A 15362-nucleotide genomic window follows, 5' to 3' on the forward strand; every position below is an offset into this window, starting at 1 on the left:
AACTGAATCGGGCTTCTTTAAATTTGGCTCCTCCAACTGGACTCGAACCAGTGACATACGGATTAACAGTCCGCCGTTCTACCGACTGAACTATGGAGGAATTGCTGTGTTCCTGAGAACGGGGCGAATATTAACGACGAACTCAGGAGGTGTCAATGCAAAAATTCGATTTTTCTAACACTTGCTTATCATGTGATCGCATTGCTATAAAATTATGCTATTTTGCTGAAATTACATGCTTTTGTTCAACTTGATAAGATTGAAAGTAAGGTGATTGCTCTGAGCATGCGATCATAAAAACATCATAAAAGCATATTCCGTTCTTTTTTATAATGATTTGTTTGATTTCGTTTTTCACTTCATTGGGGACATTCGGATGACCGAGTATTGTATTGACGGCATTCTGAGATACCTTTTCATCGACAAACCACTCGCCGTTATAACAAACACGTAAATCCAGCACATCAATATCGTCAAAATGGTAAACGGGTTTGATATCGAAAAGAAGAACGGCCGCCATAACAAAAAAAAGTGCAGTAAATAAAAGCAGTGACCAAGTGCCAAAATAGGGGGCATACCACATCAGTACAGCGAGGAAAACATAAGCAACGATCATAGCTAAAAACAGGTATGGATGCTGATGAATAAAGATACTATTAAAATGTACTTTACCATCCCTACGTTCTGCGAGATTGATCCGCTCTAGGTCCTGAATCAATATCTGTTTGATGATGTTCATAATACCAGCCCAATTATTGTAGAAATCAGTTATCGAATTAAAAGTACCCACCTTTCCAAGGTTATCATGCCGGGTGTCTCCATCTGTATAGCAATTACTTCTTTTAATTTGTAAAACTGTTATTGTTCCTGATGATCACGAATATTTTTGTTTAAGATAAAAGTTGAATAAATCAAATAAAAGCATAAATACATCTATTTATTAGGTTATTCTGTTCTAATATTGAGCGTCTAAAATTTTTTTAGATCTATAATCCATAAAAAGGTTGCTATTCCGGTTCGGTCATGCGTTAATGCGTTTGGCCTGATTAACAGACCTACTTTATGTACGACATCTTGAGTTAATGCGTTATGTGTAAGTGCTATCTTGATTAGCCTTTGTAGACCGTTTCCTTCTTAGTGCCCCATAAGTAATAGCTGATAATGGCCAACACATGCCCAAGGTGGCGAGTTTTTTTTGATATATAGGAAAGACACATGTCTGACAAAATGAAAGGTCAAGTGAAGTGGTTCAACGAGTCCAAAGGTTTTGGTTTCATTACTCCAGCCGATGGTAGCAAAGACGTATTCGTTCACTTCTCTGCCATTCAAGGTAACGGTTTCAAAACTCTGGCTGAAGGCCAGAACGTAGAGTTCACCATTGAAAACGGTGCCAAAGGCCCAGCAGCAGCAAACGTAACTGCTATCTAATTTGCCTTTATACCTATTTGTTAAGCTCGCCATGCTAAAATGCCTTGGCGGGCTTTTTGTTTATTAGATTATTTATTAGATTATTTTTAATGAAAAAAGTAATCATAATATATTAAACAATAGTTATTTTTTTATTAAACAAGTCTACAAGAATACCTTTCTTTTAATACCATTTAATAAGTGAAGCCTTTACTTATTAATCTTACCTGATTATAATTTCGTCCTGGTTTTATTTTGGAGCTAATCATTGGACAGTCAAAGTTTAAAATTAAATAAAAGCTAATCGGTAATCTGTTAATTTTCAATGAATTTACTGCTTGCCGAATAATGGTGGGCGATGCTACTTCAGTTTCATGAGTTGTACTCACCCGAAAGATGATGCGGTACTGTAGATCGGCTATTCAGATCACGAAAACAGTATCAAAGAGATATATCGGGGTATCTATGGTACTGTTATATACTCATTCCTTATTTCCTCCGGGAACACATCAATAATCAGATTAAGTCTGATGCTTTTTCTATTGCTAACGAAAAGAGAAATAATTTATTTCTTCTGGCAACCTGCTACGCATTAGTTTAATTCAAAAAGATGACCAGCAGTTACATGCTTACGCTTGTAAGAGTAAGTGTTTTAATTGCAGATTTGAAATTATGAATTACTAAGTTAGTTAGCTAAGTAGCCATTTAGAAGAGTATTTATCCATTTTATATTATGGAGGATGTTATGCAATTAACATCTATTGCAATTCATTTGCTTTCGGCGATGTGTTTCGGTGCACTGATTGGGGCTGAACGTCAATGGCGTCAGCGTATGGCGGGGTTAAGAACCAATGCGTTAGTCGCAACTGGTGCTGCGGTTTTTATTCTCAGTTCAATGTCCGCTACCTCTGATGATAGTCCCGGACGTGTTGCTGCACAAATTGTATCCGGCATTGGTTTTCTTGGTGCTGGTGTGATCATGAAAGAGGGAATGAACATCCGCGGATTAAATACTGCGGCAACATTATGGTGTTCGGCGGGAATTGGCGTTTTGTGTGGGTTGGGTCAATACTGGTCTGCTACTATTGCAGTTACAATAATTTTATCTGCAAATATTTTACTCAGGGAAGCTGCTCAGAGAATCAATGCTCAGCCACAACAGCAGGCCTTAGATTTAGAACAGAGTTATAAAATTCACATTATTTGTGATATTGGCGATGAGATCCTGATCAGGACTTTGATCCTACAGGCAATTAATGGATTAAATGTCCGGCTACAGTCATTAAGCAGTGCTGATACAATTCAACCGAACCGGCTTGAAGTGTGTGCAGAAATTCTGGCAACTCCGGATAAGCAAAAAGAGATCGAATCGATTGTTTGTCGGGTGAGCTTAGAGAAAAGTGTTAGTTCCGTTAACTGGAAAATTGCTTCCGAATTACCTGCTTAAAATAATTTGAGACCATAAACAGAGTGTTACCTGTTAAACAATACAAGTTATTAATAAATAAAAATGTAAATGATATTGATTATCACTATTATTTATTAATAATCGTGGACTGTATTCTATTCAGGTAACACCAACATCTTTTATACCTTTGTCTTTTTAGTTATCTCCTCACTGGCAACGCTCACTTCTTCTACTGTTTATAAACATACCGTTATTTATACTCCCCTGAGTTAATGAGAGATTGAAATCTCTCACCGGAAAACAGCCTTTGACTGAGCAAATTCTTTTCCGATGAATCTGTTGCTCTGCTGCCATTGTTATGCAATCCAAAAATCCATGAAGTATAGTCTTCTGCACAGCTACAGAAAAATTGATGAGTTACCTTGTCATTGCTCTCTTCGAAAATTATCAATTTTTGTTCAGGATCTTCGGTAAGATCATCAATTAATTTGCGAAAGTGTAGTAGGGGAGCAGTCATTTGTTTGCTGTAATGTGCCGCTAAAGGAACAACTTACTTTTTTCACTGAAGAAAATCACAACAATATCATGGAGCAGGTTGATTATTACAACGAACAAGGTTTCAGGGTGTTAATCTTAACAATCCCGGAGTTAAATTCTGATGAAGTGAAACATTCACTTTCTGTTGCTGATGAGAATAGCACAGTGTTTAGGTTAAGTAGGCGAATATAATTCTGCTGCTATAGCTAAAACTCACTATGAAGCGGATTTAGATACTGGAAATATTCTTAATCGCTTTAATATTGAGTGTGTGAGTGATGAAAACCTTTTAAAAATAGTGGAATTAAATGTAGATCTTTATCAGTAAATATTTCGAAAAAATACGCATCAAAAAGTGACGATAAAATAATAATTATGCAGTTGATCTATCTGATGATGCAATACGTCATGTACTACATATCGGGTTACTAGTGTTGGTATTTTTGCTGATAATGCCATAGATATCACAAAAGGATTCTTAGATCTCATTTTTCCTGAGAAGAATCCTAAGGGATTAGAAAAAGAGTAATAAAGGATACGAAAACGTTTGGGAATATCATTATCTAATAAATATGGTTGCTTGATCTGATCCTGTAAATGTATTTTTAGGGAGGATAGTCAGTGCATTTATTCTATTTTTATCTATCTGGGCCATTGATTTGCTTGTACAAAACCTAATGTACGATATTTCACAACTGTTTTACGATAGGGAAAAATGAATAAAGTATTTATTTGAGAATGCCTCGCAAATGAGATAATAACCTGTCTGCCATTTTATGATCCTGAGTGGATCGATTCCTGGAATATTTGTTGTGATGAGATATATGATTGCAGTTAATTGTGTAGAACGTCAGGTAGGATCTGCTGAAGAAATTTGCAAAACAGAGGGTTATGGCCACTTAAATTGTACATATGCTATTCAGCTCTAAACTCATTGGTATAAAGCATACCAGCACTACTACTTTACCTGTATTATTGATGGCATTAATAATTACTTAACTAACCATTTGCATGTAACACTCATTATTCAATGCGTTAATAGGATAGAAATTGTTATCCTAAAAATATTTTTTAGCTAATTGAGAATTTCATAAGTAGTGTATTGTGGTTAGCATTCTAAAATGATCTTATCTTCACCATTTTGGTGAATGGTTATGAATAATCCTCATTAATTGGTATCTTGTTCTATATTGATTAAGAAAATGACTTATGTAATTTCTATACTATTCACTGTCAGTGTTAATGGTTTTTAGTAGATATTTAGAATAGGTATAGATGTTATTCCTGATTATGAAGTTGCTATCATAATAATGATAAATTTAACGGTGTAATAGAATTATATTTACATGCTATTTTTTTAATTTGAACCATCTCTTTATATGACTGGTTATTATTTATATTTTAAATTAAGAAGAATAACTTTCTTTTGCTTTTTATTTTTTTCATTACTGGATTAGTATTTTATTTAAATTATTTATTGTTCTTTTAATTTGATTTTATGATATAAGAAGTTATTGGTAAATTTGCATTTAGTTATTATTTTATTTCTCAATACTACATATTTAAGGGAATTAATTTCAGTAAAAGATTGTTTTTTTCTGAAGCATGACCATTAATCGCTTTGGTGTGATGGGTATCATAATCATTGATTATTCTTAACATTTATGAAATTAGCCGAGATATATATTATAAATTTTACTTATGATTTAAGCTTATGGAATAGCCAATGTACGGAAATAGTGACTAATGTGGTTTTCGTTAAAATAATGTCAAAATTCGTCATGTTTATGGTTTGCTTTGATTAGTTAAATTAATCAATTGAGGCTAACTAGTGATGTGCTGATGGATTTGTGAAGTGGTAGGATTTGTTGAGGTATAGGAGTTTTATTGGTTGCTGTTGTTCTGGGGAAGATGTGCAGATGTTTTTTGATTTCAACATCATACTGTATTTTATCTTATTTTTGTGACCTGAATAATATTTGTACTTAAAATGCTGTCAGTACAGGCTTTTTTCTGTTTAAAAAAAAAGCAATCGTAAACTAAAAATGATCAGATTGGTATCTTTTTAATAACTAGTATTCACATATAATTAATAAATTTGGCATAACTATGATCTAAATCAACTAATAGTGGAAGATGAGTGCCTACCTACATTATCACGAAACAAATTTTAATAAGATTTTGATAATTTAGCTAAAGGAGGGATTTTTTCTTGTTATTTTAAATTTATAAGTTTAATAGATCGTATAAAACAAAAAACAGTCTCTAATATTTTTATTTAAATAATTTAACTTATTAATTGTGGACTATTTTGTCTTTTCAGTTGCTTGAATAGTTAATGAGCTAGAATCATAATAAAAAATGTCAGTTTTGTGATGTATGTCACATAGTATTTAAAATGACATATATTCTCCGTTGTATAAGTTGATGATTCAGGAGTAAAGTTAATTAGTATTAAGAATATTCTTAATCAATTGTGGCAAGTTCATTATCCAGATGACGCAATAATACTTTTACAATCCATTACCGAAATATTTTAGAAATTGGGCGATCCCAAGAGTAATACAAAGGACAGTTACTGCTCTGGCTAAAGATGTATATTTCAGTTATGTCGGAGATTATTGAATCTCATGCTACTGGTAATTTTGTCGTGAGTGATTCTTTGATCACTTAATTGATTTTTTCATGTAATCGGACGGGATATATAGAAATGAGTACGGTTGAATTGCTCAAACATATTTATGACATAAATTTATCGTATTTGCTTTTAGCACAACGGCTAATTAACCATGAGAAAGCGTCTGCGATGTTCCGTTTAGGTATTAGTGAATCGATGGCTGATACGTTGGCCGAGCTGACATTGCCTCAGTTAGTAAAATTAGCTGAAACCAACCAACTGATTTGCCATTTTCGGTTTGAAGATCACGAAACCGTACAGCAGCTGACGAAGGAATCGCGGGTGGACGATCTACAACAAATTCATACAGGTATTTTGTTGTCCACTCATCTTTTTCAGCAGTTGTCCGCGCAGGATGACACTTCAATGAAGAAAAGAGCATAAAGATGGCTGAAAAAAGTATTGTCCAAGAAGCTAAAGATATTCAGCTGGCAATGGAGCTCATCACTTTAGGCGCACGCTTACAGATGCTTGAAAGTGAAACGCAGTTAAGCAGAGGAAGGTTGATCAGGCTGTATAAAGAGTTGCGGGGAAGCCCCCCGCCTAAAGGGATGCTTCCCTTTTCAACGGATTGGTTTATGACGTGGGAACAGAATATTCATTCTTCCATGTTCTATAATGCTTACCGTTTCCTGTTGAAAAGTGGGCACTGTGCAGGTGTTGAGGCTGTAGTTAAGTCTTATAGGCTCTATCTTGAGCAATGCCCTCCGTCTGACGGAGATGCGCCCGTTTTAGCTCTGACCCGGGCCTGGACACTCATTCGTTTTGTCGATAGTGGGATGTTGCAGCCAACTGAGTGTCGCTGTTGTGGTGGGACTTTTATCACACACGCACACCAGCCGGTCAACAGCTTTGTTTGTAGTCTTTGCCAACCGCCTTCAAGGGCGGTAAAAAAACGTAAACTTTCCGCGCAACCTGCCGATACTAATTCACAACTGCTGGATGGATTTGCTCAGCAAGCTATGTGAATTTAAATGGGAAAGTGAAAACTTAGGTTACAGGTTTTGGTCATTCTGGCCTGTAATCTACAATCCTCCTCTTCATTTATTAATTCTCCCTGTTCAAATCCCATCTGCTCACCAACTTAGCTAAAGGATATCGCGTGTTAGTACTTTTAGGATATATCGTGGTTTTTGGTGCGGTGATTGGAGGCTATCTGCTCGTCGGTGGCCACATGGGCGCACTTTATCAGCCAGCGGAATTTTTGATTATTGCAGGTGCGGGTATTGGGGCTTTTATCGTCGGGAACAATGGTAAGGCGATAAAGGCGACATTGCGTGTTTTACCAAAAATATTGCGTAGATCAAAATACAATAAAGCTATGTACATGGATCTGATGGCTTTGCAGTTCCGTCTTTTATCCAAATCCCGCCAGCATGGGCTTTTGTCTCTTGAGCGTGATATTGAGAATCCGCAACAAAGTGACATCTTCACACAGTATCCCCGTTTATTACAAGATCCTTACCTGATGAACTTCATCACGGATTATATGCGCTTGATCGTCAGCGGCAATATGAATCCACATGAGATCGAAGCCCTGATGGATGAAGAGATCGAGACTTATGAGCAGGAAAGTGAAGTCCCTGCGACCAGTCTGGCAATGGTGGGGGATTCACTGCCAGCATTCGGTATCGTTGCCGCTGTGATGGGGGTTGTTAATGCACTGGGTTCGGCAGACAGACCAGCAGGTGAACTTGGCGCATTGATTGCTCACGCAATGGTAGGGACATTCCTCGGGATCTTACTGGCCTATGGTTTTGTGTCTCCACTGGCAACGTTGTTACGCCAGCGCAGCAGTGAGCAGATAAAAATGATGCAGTGTATCAAAGTGACTCTGCTTTCCAGCCTGAATGGTTATGCTCCACAAATCGCGGTTGAGTTTGGTCGCAAAACATTATTCCTCACAGATCGTCCTTCATTTACAGAACTTGAAGAGCATGTTCGCAGGGTTAAAGCCCCCGTACAACAAGAAGCTGAAGAATAATTATGAGAGCGAATAATGTTACTGTCGTCAGAGTAAAAAAGCGCAAAAAACATGGCCAGCACCATCATGGTGGGTCATGGAAAATTGCCTATGCCGATTTTATGACTGCAATGATGGCATTTTTTCTGGTCATGTGGCTGATATCGATTGCTAGCCCGCAGGAATTAACCAGCATTGCCGAATATTTTCGTACTCCCTTGCAGGTTGCAATAAACAAGGGTCAGCAAAGTAGTGATACAACAAATCCGATCCCGGGGGGAGGGGATGATGTTTTCCAGCAGGATGGAGAAGTCTTCCGCCAAACCAAACAGGTTGAAGTCAGTGAAGATCGCCGTCGTCTGGATCGGTTACGTCAGCAACTCGATCAGTTGATCATCACCGATCCTCGTCTTAAAGCACTACGTCCACACTTATTGATTGACATGATGGATGAAGGTTTACGTATTCAGATCATCGACCGGGAAAATCGTCCGATGTTCATGATTGGTAGTGCGAAAGTCGAAAACCACATGAGTGATATTTTGCAGGCAATTGCGCCGATCTTAAATAGCATTCCAAATAAGGTCAGCTTGTCGGGTCATACTGATAATCTGCAATATATCAGTGGACAGCGTGGTTACAGTAACTGGGAACTGTCTTCAGACAGGGCGAATGCGTCAAGACGGGAACTGCTAACTGGTGGTCTGGATGAATCCAAAATTATGCGAGTTGTTGGAATGGCATCCACCGTCAGTATGCAGAAGGGAATTCCCGCTGATGCTCCTGTCAATCGCCGTATCAGTATTATTGTTCTGAATAAAGAAGCAGAACAACGGATTGAGCAGGAAAACAGTGGCGGCAACGCCATGACCGCTAACAGTAGTATGGATATACAAGAAGTCATCAGAATGGATTCGAATGAGGGAACGCCTTCTCAGCAACCCACCGGACAATCCAATGAAATCACGGTGCCGGAGCAGACAAATACTGAACCGGCAAGTGATCCTAATAAGGTGACAGAGTAAGTAACGATGGATATTACCGCGTTTTATCAGACTTTTTTTGATGAGGCAGATGAACTATTGGCGGATATGGAGCAGCATTTATTGCTGCTCGATGCCGATGAACCTGACCATGAACAGCTGAATGCCATTTTTCGCAGCGCCCACTCGATTAAAGGGGGCGCTGCGACTTTTGGTTTTTCCAAACTGCAACAAACCACGCATGTTTTAGAGAATCTGCTGGATAGTGCCAGACGTGACGAAATACGCCTGACAACTGACATTATCAACCTGTTTTTAGAAGCGAAAGATATTATGCAGCAACAACTGGATGCCTATAAAAGTTCTCAGGAGCCAGATGAAGATACATTTAATTATATCTGCGAAACATTGCGCCAACTTGCATTAGAGTTACAGGAAGAGCAGCAGAATATCGCTGATTCCACTGAATCATCTGAATTTGAACCTGTAACGGAAGAGATTATTCAGCATGTGGCAGAAATTCAGGAAAAGCAGGAAGAACACGTAGAACCTGTAGAGCAGCCTGAAGAAAAAAATCTTCTGACGACAACGCCGGTTTCAGCCACAGAACAGGGACGGATCCGTGTTCACCTATCCGGGCTGAAAGAGCGTGAAGTTGCTTTGATGAAAGATGAGTTGGGGCATCTTGGTGAAATTTATGATGTCGAACAAACAACAGACAGCCTTGAAGCCTCTTTAATCACCTCTGCAACAGAAGATGATATCACCGCAGTATTGTGTTTTGTGGTTGAGCCAGAACAAATAACCTTCTTGCCTGTAGTAGAGTCTCAGCAGGTTGAAGCAAAAACAGAAGAAAATACGACTCAGCCTACGGTACAGGAAACTTCGGTAACGGCTAATACAACAGACTCCACTCCTGATGTGGAAAAGGAATTGGCTCAATTGCCAGCATCACAGCCGGCTGATACCAGGAAAAAAACTGATGTTACTGAAGCTGGCCGTCCGGCCCCGCGTCCGATGGCGGGTTCTCCGCGTCAGCGTGTAGAATCTTCCAGTATTCGTGTAGCCGTTGAGAAAGTCGATCAGCTTATCAATCTGGTAGGCGAGTTAGTTATTACCCAATCTATGCTGGCACAACACTGTGATGCGTTGGAACCGACAATACACAGCGAATTGCTGAGTTGTATGGCGCAATTGCAGCGAAATTCCCGTGATTTGCAGGAATCTGTTATGTCGATCCGGATGATGCCGATGGAATATGTATTCAGTCGTTATCCACGTCTGGTGCGGGATCTGGCGGGTAAGCTGAACAAAAAAGTGGAGCTGACATTAATTGGTAGTTCCACTGAGCTGGATAAGAGTCTGATCGAACGAATTATCGACCCACTGACGCATCTAGTCCGTAATAGCCTTGATCATGGTATCGAAACGCCGGAAAAACGCCTCGCCGCGGGTAAATCGGAAACAGGTAATCTGACACTGGCTGCTGAGCATCAGGGCGGCAATATCTGCATTGAAGTTATTGACGATGGTGCGGGACTGAATCGCGAGAAGATCTTAGCCAAAGCTCAGTCTCAGGGACTGGCGGTCAATGAAAACATGAGTAATGAAGAAGTTGCCATGCTGATCTTCGCACCGGGCTTTTCTACCGCAGAAATTGTCACAGATGTTTCTGGTCGTGGTGTGGGTATGGATGTGGTTAAACGTAACATTCAGGACATGGGCGGACAGATCCAGATCAACTTTCAGGAAGGGAAGGGGACAGTTATCCGTATTTTGCTGCCACTGACCTTGGCAATATTGGATGGCATGTCTGTCAAAGTGAATGATGAAGTCTTCATTTTACCCCTGAGTGCTGTGGTCAGTTCCTTACAGCCGCAGGAGGAAGATATTTATCCGCTGGCGGGAGATGAAAAACTATTGCAGGTGCGTGGTGAATATCTGCCATTGCTGGAACTGTATCGGATATTTGACATTCCGGGCGCAGAAACAGCACCGACGAAAGGCATTGCGGTGATTGTGCAGAGTGCGGGACGCCGTTATGCATTGCTGGTCGATAAACTGGTTGGGCAGCATCAGGTTGTTGTTAAAAATATCGAGAGCAACTATCGCAAAGTACCGGGTATTTCCGCTGCCACGATTATGGGCGATGGCAGTGTTGCTCTGATCATTGATATTCCTGCTTTGCAGAAACTTAACCATGAACAGTTGGCCGTGCGTAAGGCGGAATTTGCAAACAAAAAATAACCATTTTTTGTCATACCCGATGGATATATATCCAAAGATTTATGTCACACACAATAGATAGAAGGTAACACAATGGCAGCCATAGACGAATTCAGTAAGTTATCAGGAGAAACAGCCGGAAAGGAATATCTGGTTTTCACTCTGGGTGATGAAGAGTATGGAATTGAAATACTGAAAGTGCAGGAAATCCGTGGTTATGATCAGGTCACCCGCATTGCCAACACGCCTGCTTTTATCAAAGGTATCACCAATCTGCGTGGTGTAATTGTACCTATTATTGACTTGCGGATTAAATTTTCTCAGGAAGATGTGACTTACAATGATAATACCGTGGTCATCATCCTGAATCTGCTTAACCGGGTTGTCGGGATTGTTGTTGATGGTGTATCCGATGTGCTTTCTCTGAAAGATGATCAAATTTGCCCTGCGCCGGAATTTGCCGTCACACTGTCAACAGAGTATCTGACCGGACTGGGTTCGATTGAAGAGCGTATGCTGATTTTGGTCGATATCGAAAAACTGCTTAACAGCGAAGAAATGGCTCTGGTGGATTCTGTCGCCAAAGAGTGATAAGTCAGGGCTGCCATTCTCTTAAACATAAAGAGGGTCACGCCAAATAACAGCGTGAAAAGGCAGCCCACTTTTGTTTTAGATCAAAAAAATGCAGTAAAAACTCAATTTTTTGTATTACGCGTAAAGTTCCCTTTAAGGATGCCGATAACACTGGCATAGCAATTTATTACACAAGGGAAGTCATGTTTAACCGAATGAAAATAGTGACGGGGCTAATCTCAGTCATAATCTTATTTGGTGCTCTGCAATTTATGTCTAGCGGCCTGTTTTTTAATTCCATAAAAAATGATACCAAGGCCTTTGATACGCTGGACGAACTGCGGCAGCGGCAAAAATTACTTGATGAAAGCTGGATCAACCTGTTGCAGGCCCGTAATAACCTGAACCGTGTTGGTATCGTCTACATCATGCAAATAAACGGTGGTGAGAGCGAATACAAAATTGATGATATTTTGGCGGAGGCCAAAGTCAACATCGCTCGTGCGGAGCGCCGTTTTCAGCAATTTGAACAAATGCCGAACTTGTCTATACGCGATCCGGAGCGTATGCAGCGTTTGAAACAAACTCATTCCATCTACCTCAATGCACTTAAAGAGCTGGATGTATTGCTGGCAAAAAAAGAGTTTAAAGCATTTTTTGCCCAGCCAACTACCATGTATCAGAACGCATTTGATACTGAATATCTCTTCTATCTGGGTCAGAATGAAAAACTGTATGAGCAGGTATCAGATGACGCTGATATAGCCTACCGTAACGTCATTATTAGCCTGATTTTTGTCTTTGTGCTGTTAATCGGTGTAATGACCGTGAGTTGGATTGGTTTACGCAAAGCATTAATTGATCCACTGAATAACCTGTTGGATTCTATTAAAGCCTTCTCAAGAGGTGACTTGACCAGAAAGATTGATGTCTCCGGTAATAATGAAATGGGGGTATTGTCAGTTGGTCTTAAGCACATGCAGGAAGAGCTGATCAATACCGTCAGAAGTGTTCATCACAGCACCGAAACCATCTATACCGGTACCAGCGAAATTGCTGCGGGTAACAATGATCTCTCTGCCCGTACTGAGCAGCAGGTTGCTTCACTGGAAGAAACTGCGGCCAGCATGGAAGAACTCACCGCAACAGTAAAACAGAATGCTGATAACGCCCGTCAGGCCAGTAATCTTGCTGATAATGCCTCCGAAATTGCCCGTAAGGGTGGCAAAGTGGTGGCGAACGTTGTGCAAACTATGCACGACATTGCTGACAGTTCACGCAAAATTTCAGATATCACCGGTGTGATTGATGCCATCGCCTTCCAGACCAATATTCTTGCTCTTAACGCAGCGGTAGAAGCCGCCCGTGCAGGTGAACACGGACGTGGTTTTGCCGTAGTTGCCGGAGAAGTCCGCAATCTGGCGCAACGCAGTGCTGAAGCGGCAAAAGAGATCAAATCACTGATTGAAGACTCTGTCAGCCGTACTGATACAGGGTCTGAGCTGGTGGAAAGTGCGGGTGAGACAATGAATAATATTGTCAACTCAGTAACCCGTGTAACTGACATTATGGGTGAAATTGCCTCAGCATCTGATGAGCAGAGCAGGGGAATAACCCAGGTTGGTGTTGCTATCTCTGAAATGGACAGAGTGACACAGCAGAACGCATCATTGGTCGAACAGTCTGCGGCAGCCGCAGCAGCTCTGGAAGAGCAGGCCATGATCCTGACCAAAGCTGTGGCAATATTTCAGTTACCGGAGCAGGCAGAAAGGAAGTTGCCTGAAAAAAGAAAACATGAAGTTTTATCGACGAGAAAATCGCCGACCCCTCCAGCTAATAAAACGAATCCTCCCGTGCTGAAGAAAGGCAGTGACGTGGAAGACCCATCTAATTGGGAAACATTCTAAAAAATAATAGCGATAACTACGGCTGCATAATGCAGCCGTTAAACGAGGTGATTACATGTTAGGCAGGCTTCGCATATCAACCAGTTTGTATCTATTACTGATGATGTTTTGTATTATGCAAATGATTTCCAGTGGTCTATCGCTGGGAATAATTTATACAGATCAGTCATATATCGAAAGAATTGATTTGGGAACTCAGCGCAGGGATAGCCTGGGCGTGAGTTGGACTGCATTATTGCAAACGCGTAACACTCTGAACAAAATCGCAATTGCTCAAAAAGTAGGGCAACCCAAAGAACAAATCGATGCAATGGAAGCATTGCTCAAACATTCATTAAATGAAGCAGAAAGAAGCTTTAACCAATTTACTTCTTTGCCTCAGGTAGGAAAGAATGAAAGAAGGGACGGTCTATTAACTGACCTTGATCGCGCTTATAGGGACTATTTCAGTGCTCTGAAAGAGATGAAAGAATTTCTTTATGGCGGCGATTTTCAGGCTTTTCTTGATCAGCCGACAGAAGAATATCAGCTCAAAATGGAGCTTGCATATAAACATTATATGCAGTACCTCAACAAGAATATTGAAGATACGGTAGAGAATGCCGCGTTCTACTATAAAGTTGCCGTTGCTATGTTCTTTGGTTCCATCCTGATGGTGTTTATTGTTGCTATGGCCGCTCACTGGTGGCTGAAACGTAACCTGCTCCGACCTTTTGACAATATGAGAGCCTGTTTTCAGGATGTGGCAGAAGGGCGGCTGGATAAAGAAGTTGTTGTTACCACTGACGATGAAATCGGCGATATATTCAGAAAACTACGCGATATGCAGAGATCGCTGATTAAATCCATATCATCGGTGCGAGACAATACTAATCAGATGTATATCGGCATTCAGGAAATTACGCAGGGTAATACAGATTTATCCTCACGTACTGAAGAACAGGCCGCCTCTCTGGAAGAAACAGCAGCCAGTATGGAACAGCTGACCGTCACCGTTAAACAGAACGCAGAACATGCCCGTCAGGCCAGCGCTCTTGCTGTTGCCGCTTCTCAGACCGCAACAAAAGGCGGAGAACAGACCAGCAGTGTCGTTGCGACAATGGATGAAATTGCTAATAGTTCGAAGAAAATCAGTGCAATTATCAGCGTGATTGACGGTATTGCGTTCCAGACCAATATTCTGGCACTGAACGCAGCGGTTGAAGCAGCACGTGCCGGCGAACAGGGTAGAGGATTCTCTGTGGTTGCCGGAGAAGTACGCGATCTGGCGCAACGCAGTGCTGAAGCGGCAAAAGAGATCAAAATTCTGATTGATGAATCTGTTCACCGTGTTAATCAAGGTTCAGAGCTGGTGAATCATGCCGGACAAACTATGGACGAGCTGGTTAGATCGGTCAATCAGGTAACTGATCTGATGACTGAAATTGCAGCTGCTTCCGATGAGCAAAGTCGTGGTATTCATCAGGTAGCTCAGGCTGTGAGCCAGATGGATCAGGTCACTCAGCAAAATGCCGCATTAGTGGAGCAATCCGCTGCTGCTGCATCTGCACTTGAAGATAAAGCAGATACATTGGTGAGAACCGTTGCTCAATTTGAACTGCCAAAAACGTCAGAATATGAGCACAACCATCAGGGATATACTGCATCAAAAATGACCGATGAGTATGCTGTAAATTAAGTA

11 protein-coding genes and 1 tRNA gene are annotated in these 15362 nt (G+C 40.6%); 10 read left to right on the forward strand and 2 right to left on the reverse strand.

The window, feature by feature from the left end; genetic code table 11:
• Positions 1 to 24: 24 nt before the first annotated feature.
• Together AACS90_RS12840 and AACS90_RS12845 are read right to left on the reverse strand one after the other, a co-directional pair.
• Positions 25 to 100 (reverse strand) — tRNA-Asn (locus AACS90_RS12840).
• A 117-nt stretch (positions 101 to 217) separates the two neighbouring features.
• Complete coding sequence (locus tag AACS90_RS12845; RefSeq protein ID WP_099120616.1) at positions 218 to 739, reverse strand: YlaC family protein; 522 nt, start codon at positions 737 to 739, stop codon at positions 218 to 220.
• A gap of 476 nt (positions 740 to 1215) precedes the next feature.
• On the opposite strand from AACS90_RS12845, the gene cspE reads away from it, so the two are divergent.
• From cspE to AACS90_RS12895, 10 genes are all read left to right on the forward strand, one after another.
• The gene (cspE, locus tag AACS90_RS12850; RefSeq protein WP_010847246.1) at positions 1216 to 1428 is read left to right on the forward strand and encodes a transcription antiterminator/RNA stability regulator CspE; all 213 of its coding nucleotides are present in this window, start codon (positions 1216 to 1218) and stop codon (positions 1426 to 1428) included.
• A gap of 712 nt (positions 1429 to 2140) precedes the next feature.
• Positions 2141 to 2854 (forward strand): MgtC family protein, encoded by a 714-nt coding sequence (locus tag AACS90_RS12855; protein ID WP_099120474.1) that lies wholly within the window; start codon positions 2141 to 2143, stop codon positions 2852 to 2854.
• Positions 2855 to 6062: 3208 nt separating this feature from the next.
• Positions 6063 to 6413, forward strand: a complete 351-nt coding sequence (flhD, locus tag AACS90_RS12860) for a flagellar transcriptional regulator FlhD (RefSeq protein WP_086956238.1) — start codon at positions 6063 to 6065, stop codon at positions 6411 to 6413.
• A 2-nt stretch (positions 6414 to 6415) separates the two neighbouring features.
• Positions 6416 to 6997 carry a flagellar transcriptional regulator FlhC gene (gene flhC, locus AACS90_RS12865; RefSeq protein WP_099111805.1) on the forward strand — a complete coding sequence of 194 codons (582 nt, stop codon included), beginning with the start codon at positions 6416 to 6418 and terminating at the stop codon, positions 6995 to 6997.
• A 134-nt stretch (positions 6998 to 7131) separates the two neighbouring features.
• Complete coding sequence (gene motA / locus AACS90_RS12870) at positions 7132 to 8013, forward strand: flagellar motor stator protein MotA (protein ID WP_099120476.1); 882 nt, start codon at positions 7132 to 7134, stop codon at positions 8011 to 8013.
• 2 nt (positions 8014 to 8015) lie between these two features.
• Positions 8016 to 9017 (forward strand): flagellar motor protein MotB, encoded by a 1002-nt coding sequence (gene motB, locus AACS90_RS12875; RefSeq protein WP_099120477.1) that lies wholly within the window; start codon positions 8016 to 8018, stop codon positions 9015 to 9017.
• Positions 9018 to 9083: 66 nt separating this feature from the next.
• Positions 9084 to 11222 carry a chemotaxis protein CheA gene (cheA, locus tag AACS90_RS12880; RefSeq protein WP_371635150.1) on the forward strand — a complete coding sequence of 713 codons (2139 nt, stop codon included), beginning with the start codon at positions 9084 to 9086 and terminating at the stop codon, positions 11220 to 11222.
• Between the two features lie 72 nt (positions 11223 to 11294).
• Positions 11295 to 11792 carry a chemotaxis protein CheW gene (gene cheW / locus AACS90_RS12885; RefSeq protein ID WP_099111801.1) on the forward strand — a complete coding sequence of 166 codons (498 nt, stop codon included), beginning with the start codon at positions 11295 to 11297 and terminating at the stop codon, positions 11790 to 11792.
• Positions 11793 to 11977: 185 nt separating this feature from the next.
• Positions 11978 to 13681, forward strand: coding sequence for a methyl-accepting chemotaxis protein (locus AACS90_RS12890; RefSeq protein WP_099120479.1), 1704 nt, complete (start codon positions 11978 to 11980; stop codon positions 13679 to 13681).
• A 55-nt stretch (positions 13682 to 13736) separates the two neighbouring features.
• Entirely contained in the window at positions 13737 to 15359 is a 1623-nt protein-coding gene (locus AACS90_RS12895; RefSeq protein WP_099120480.1) for a methyl-accepting chemotaxis protein, read from the forward strand.
• The last annotated feature ends 3 nt before the right edge of the window (positions 15360 to 15362 follow it).

Origin of the sequence: Xenorhabdus sp. KK7.4 (assembly GCF_963876465.1) — a bacterium.
Taxonomy (GTDB): Bacteria; Pseudomonadota; Gammaproteobacteria; order Enterobacterales; family Enterobacteriaceae; genus Xenorhabdus; species Xenorhabdus stockiae.

Coding starts and splice junctions, on each gene's coding strand:
- AACS90_RS12845 (WP_099120616.1), bottom strand. CDS start 739: ATGAACATCATCAAACAGATATTGATTCAGGACCTAGAGCGGATCAAT.
- cspE (WP_010847246.1), top strand. CDS start 1,216: ATGTCTGACAAAATGAAAGGTCAAGTGAAGTGGTTCAACGAGTCCAAA.
- AACS90_RS12855 (WP_099120474.1), top strand. CDS start 2,141: ATGGAGGATGTTATGCAATTAACATCTATTGCAATTCATTTGCTTTCG.
- flhD (WP_086956238.1), top strand. CDS start 6,063: ATGAGTACGGTTGAATTGCTCAAACATATTTATGACATAAATTTATCG.
- flhC (WP_099111805.1), top strand. CDS start 6,416: ATGGCTGAAAAAAGTATTGTCCAAGAAGCTAAAGATATTCAGCTGGCA.
- motB (WP_099120477.1), top strand. CDS start 8,016: ATGAGAGCGAATAATGTTACTGTCGTCAGAGTAAAAAAGCGCAAAAAA.
- cheA (WP_371635150.1), top strand. CDS start 9,084: ATGGAGCAGCATTTATTGCTGCTCGATGCCGATGAACCTGACCATGAA.
- cheW (WP_099111801.1), top strand. CDS start 11,295: ATGGCAGCCATAGACGAATTCAGTAAGTTATCAGGAGAAACAGCCGGA.
- AACS90_RS12890 (WP_099120479.1), top strand. CDS start 11,978: ATGTTTAACCGAATGAAAATAGTGACGGGGCTAATCTCAGTCATAATC.
- AACS90_RS12895 (WP_099120480.1), top strand. CDS start 13,737: ATGTTAGGCAGGCTTCGCATATCAACCAGTTTGTATCTATTACTGATG.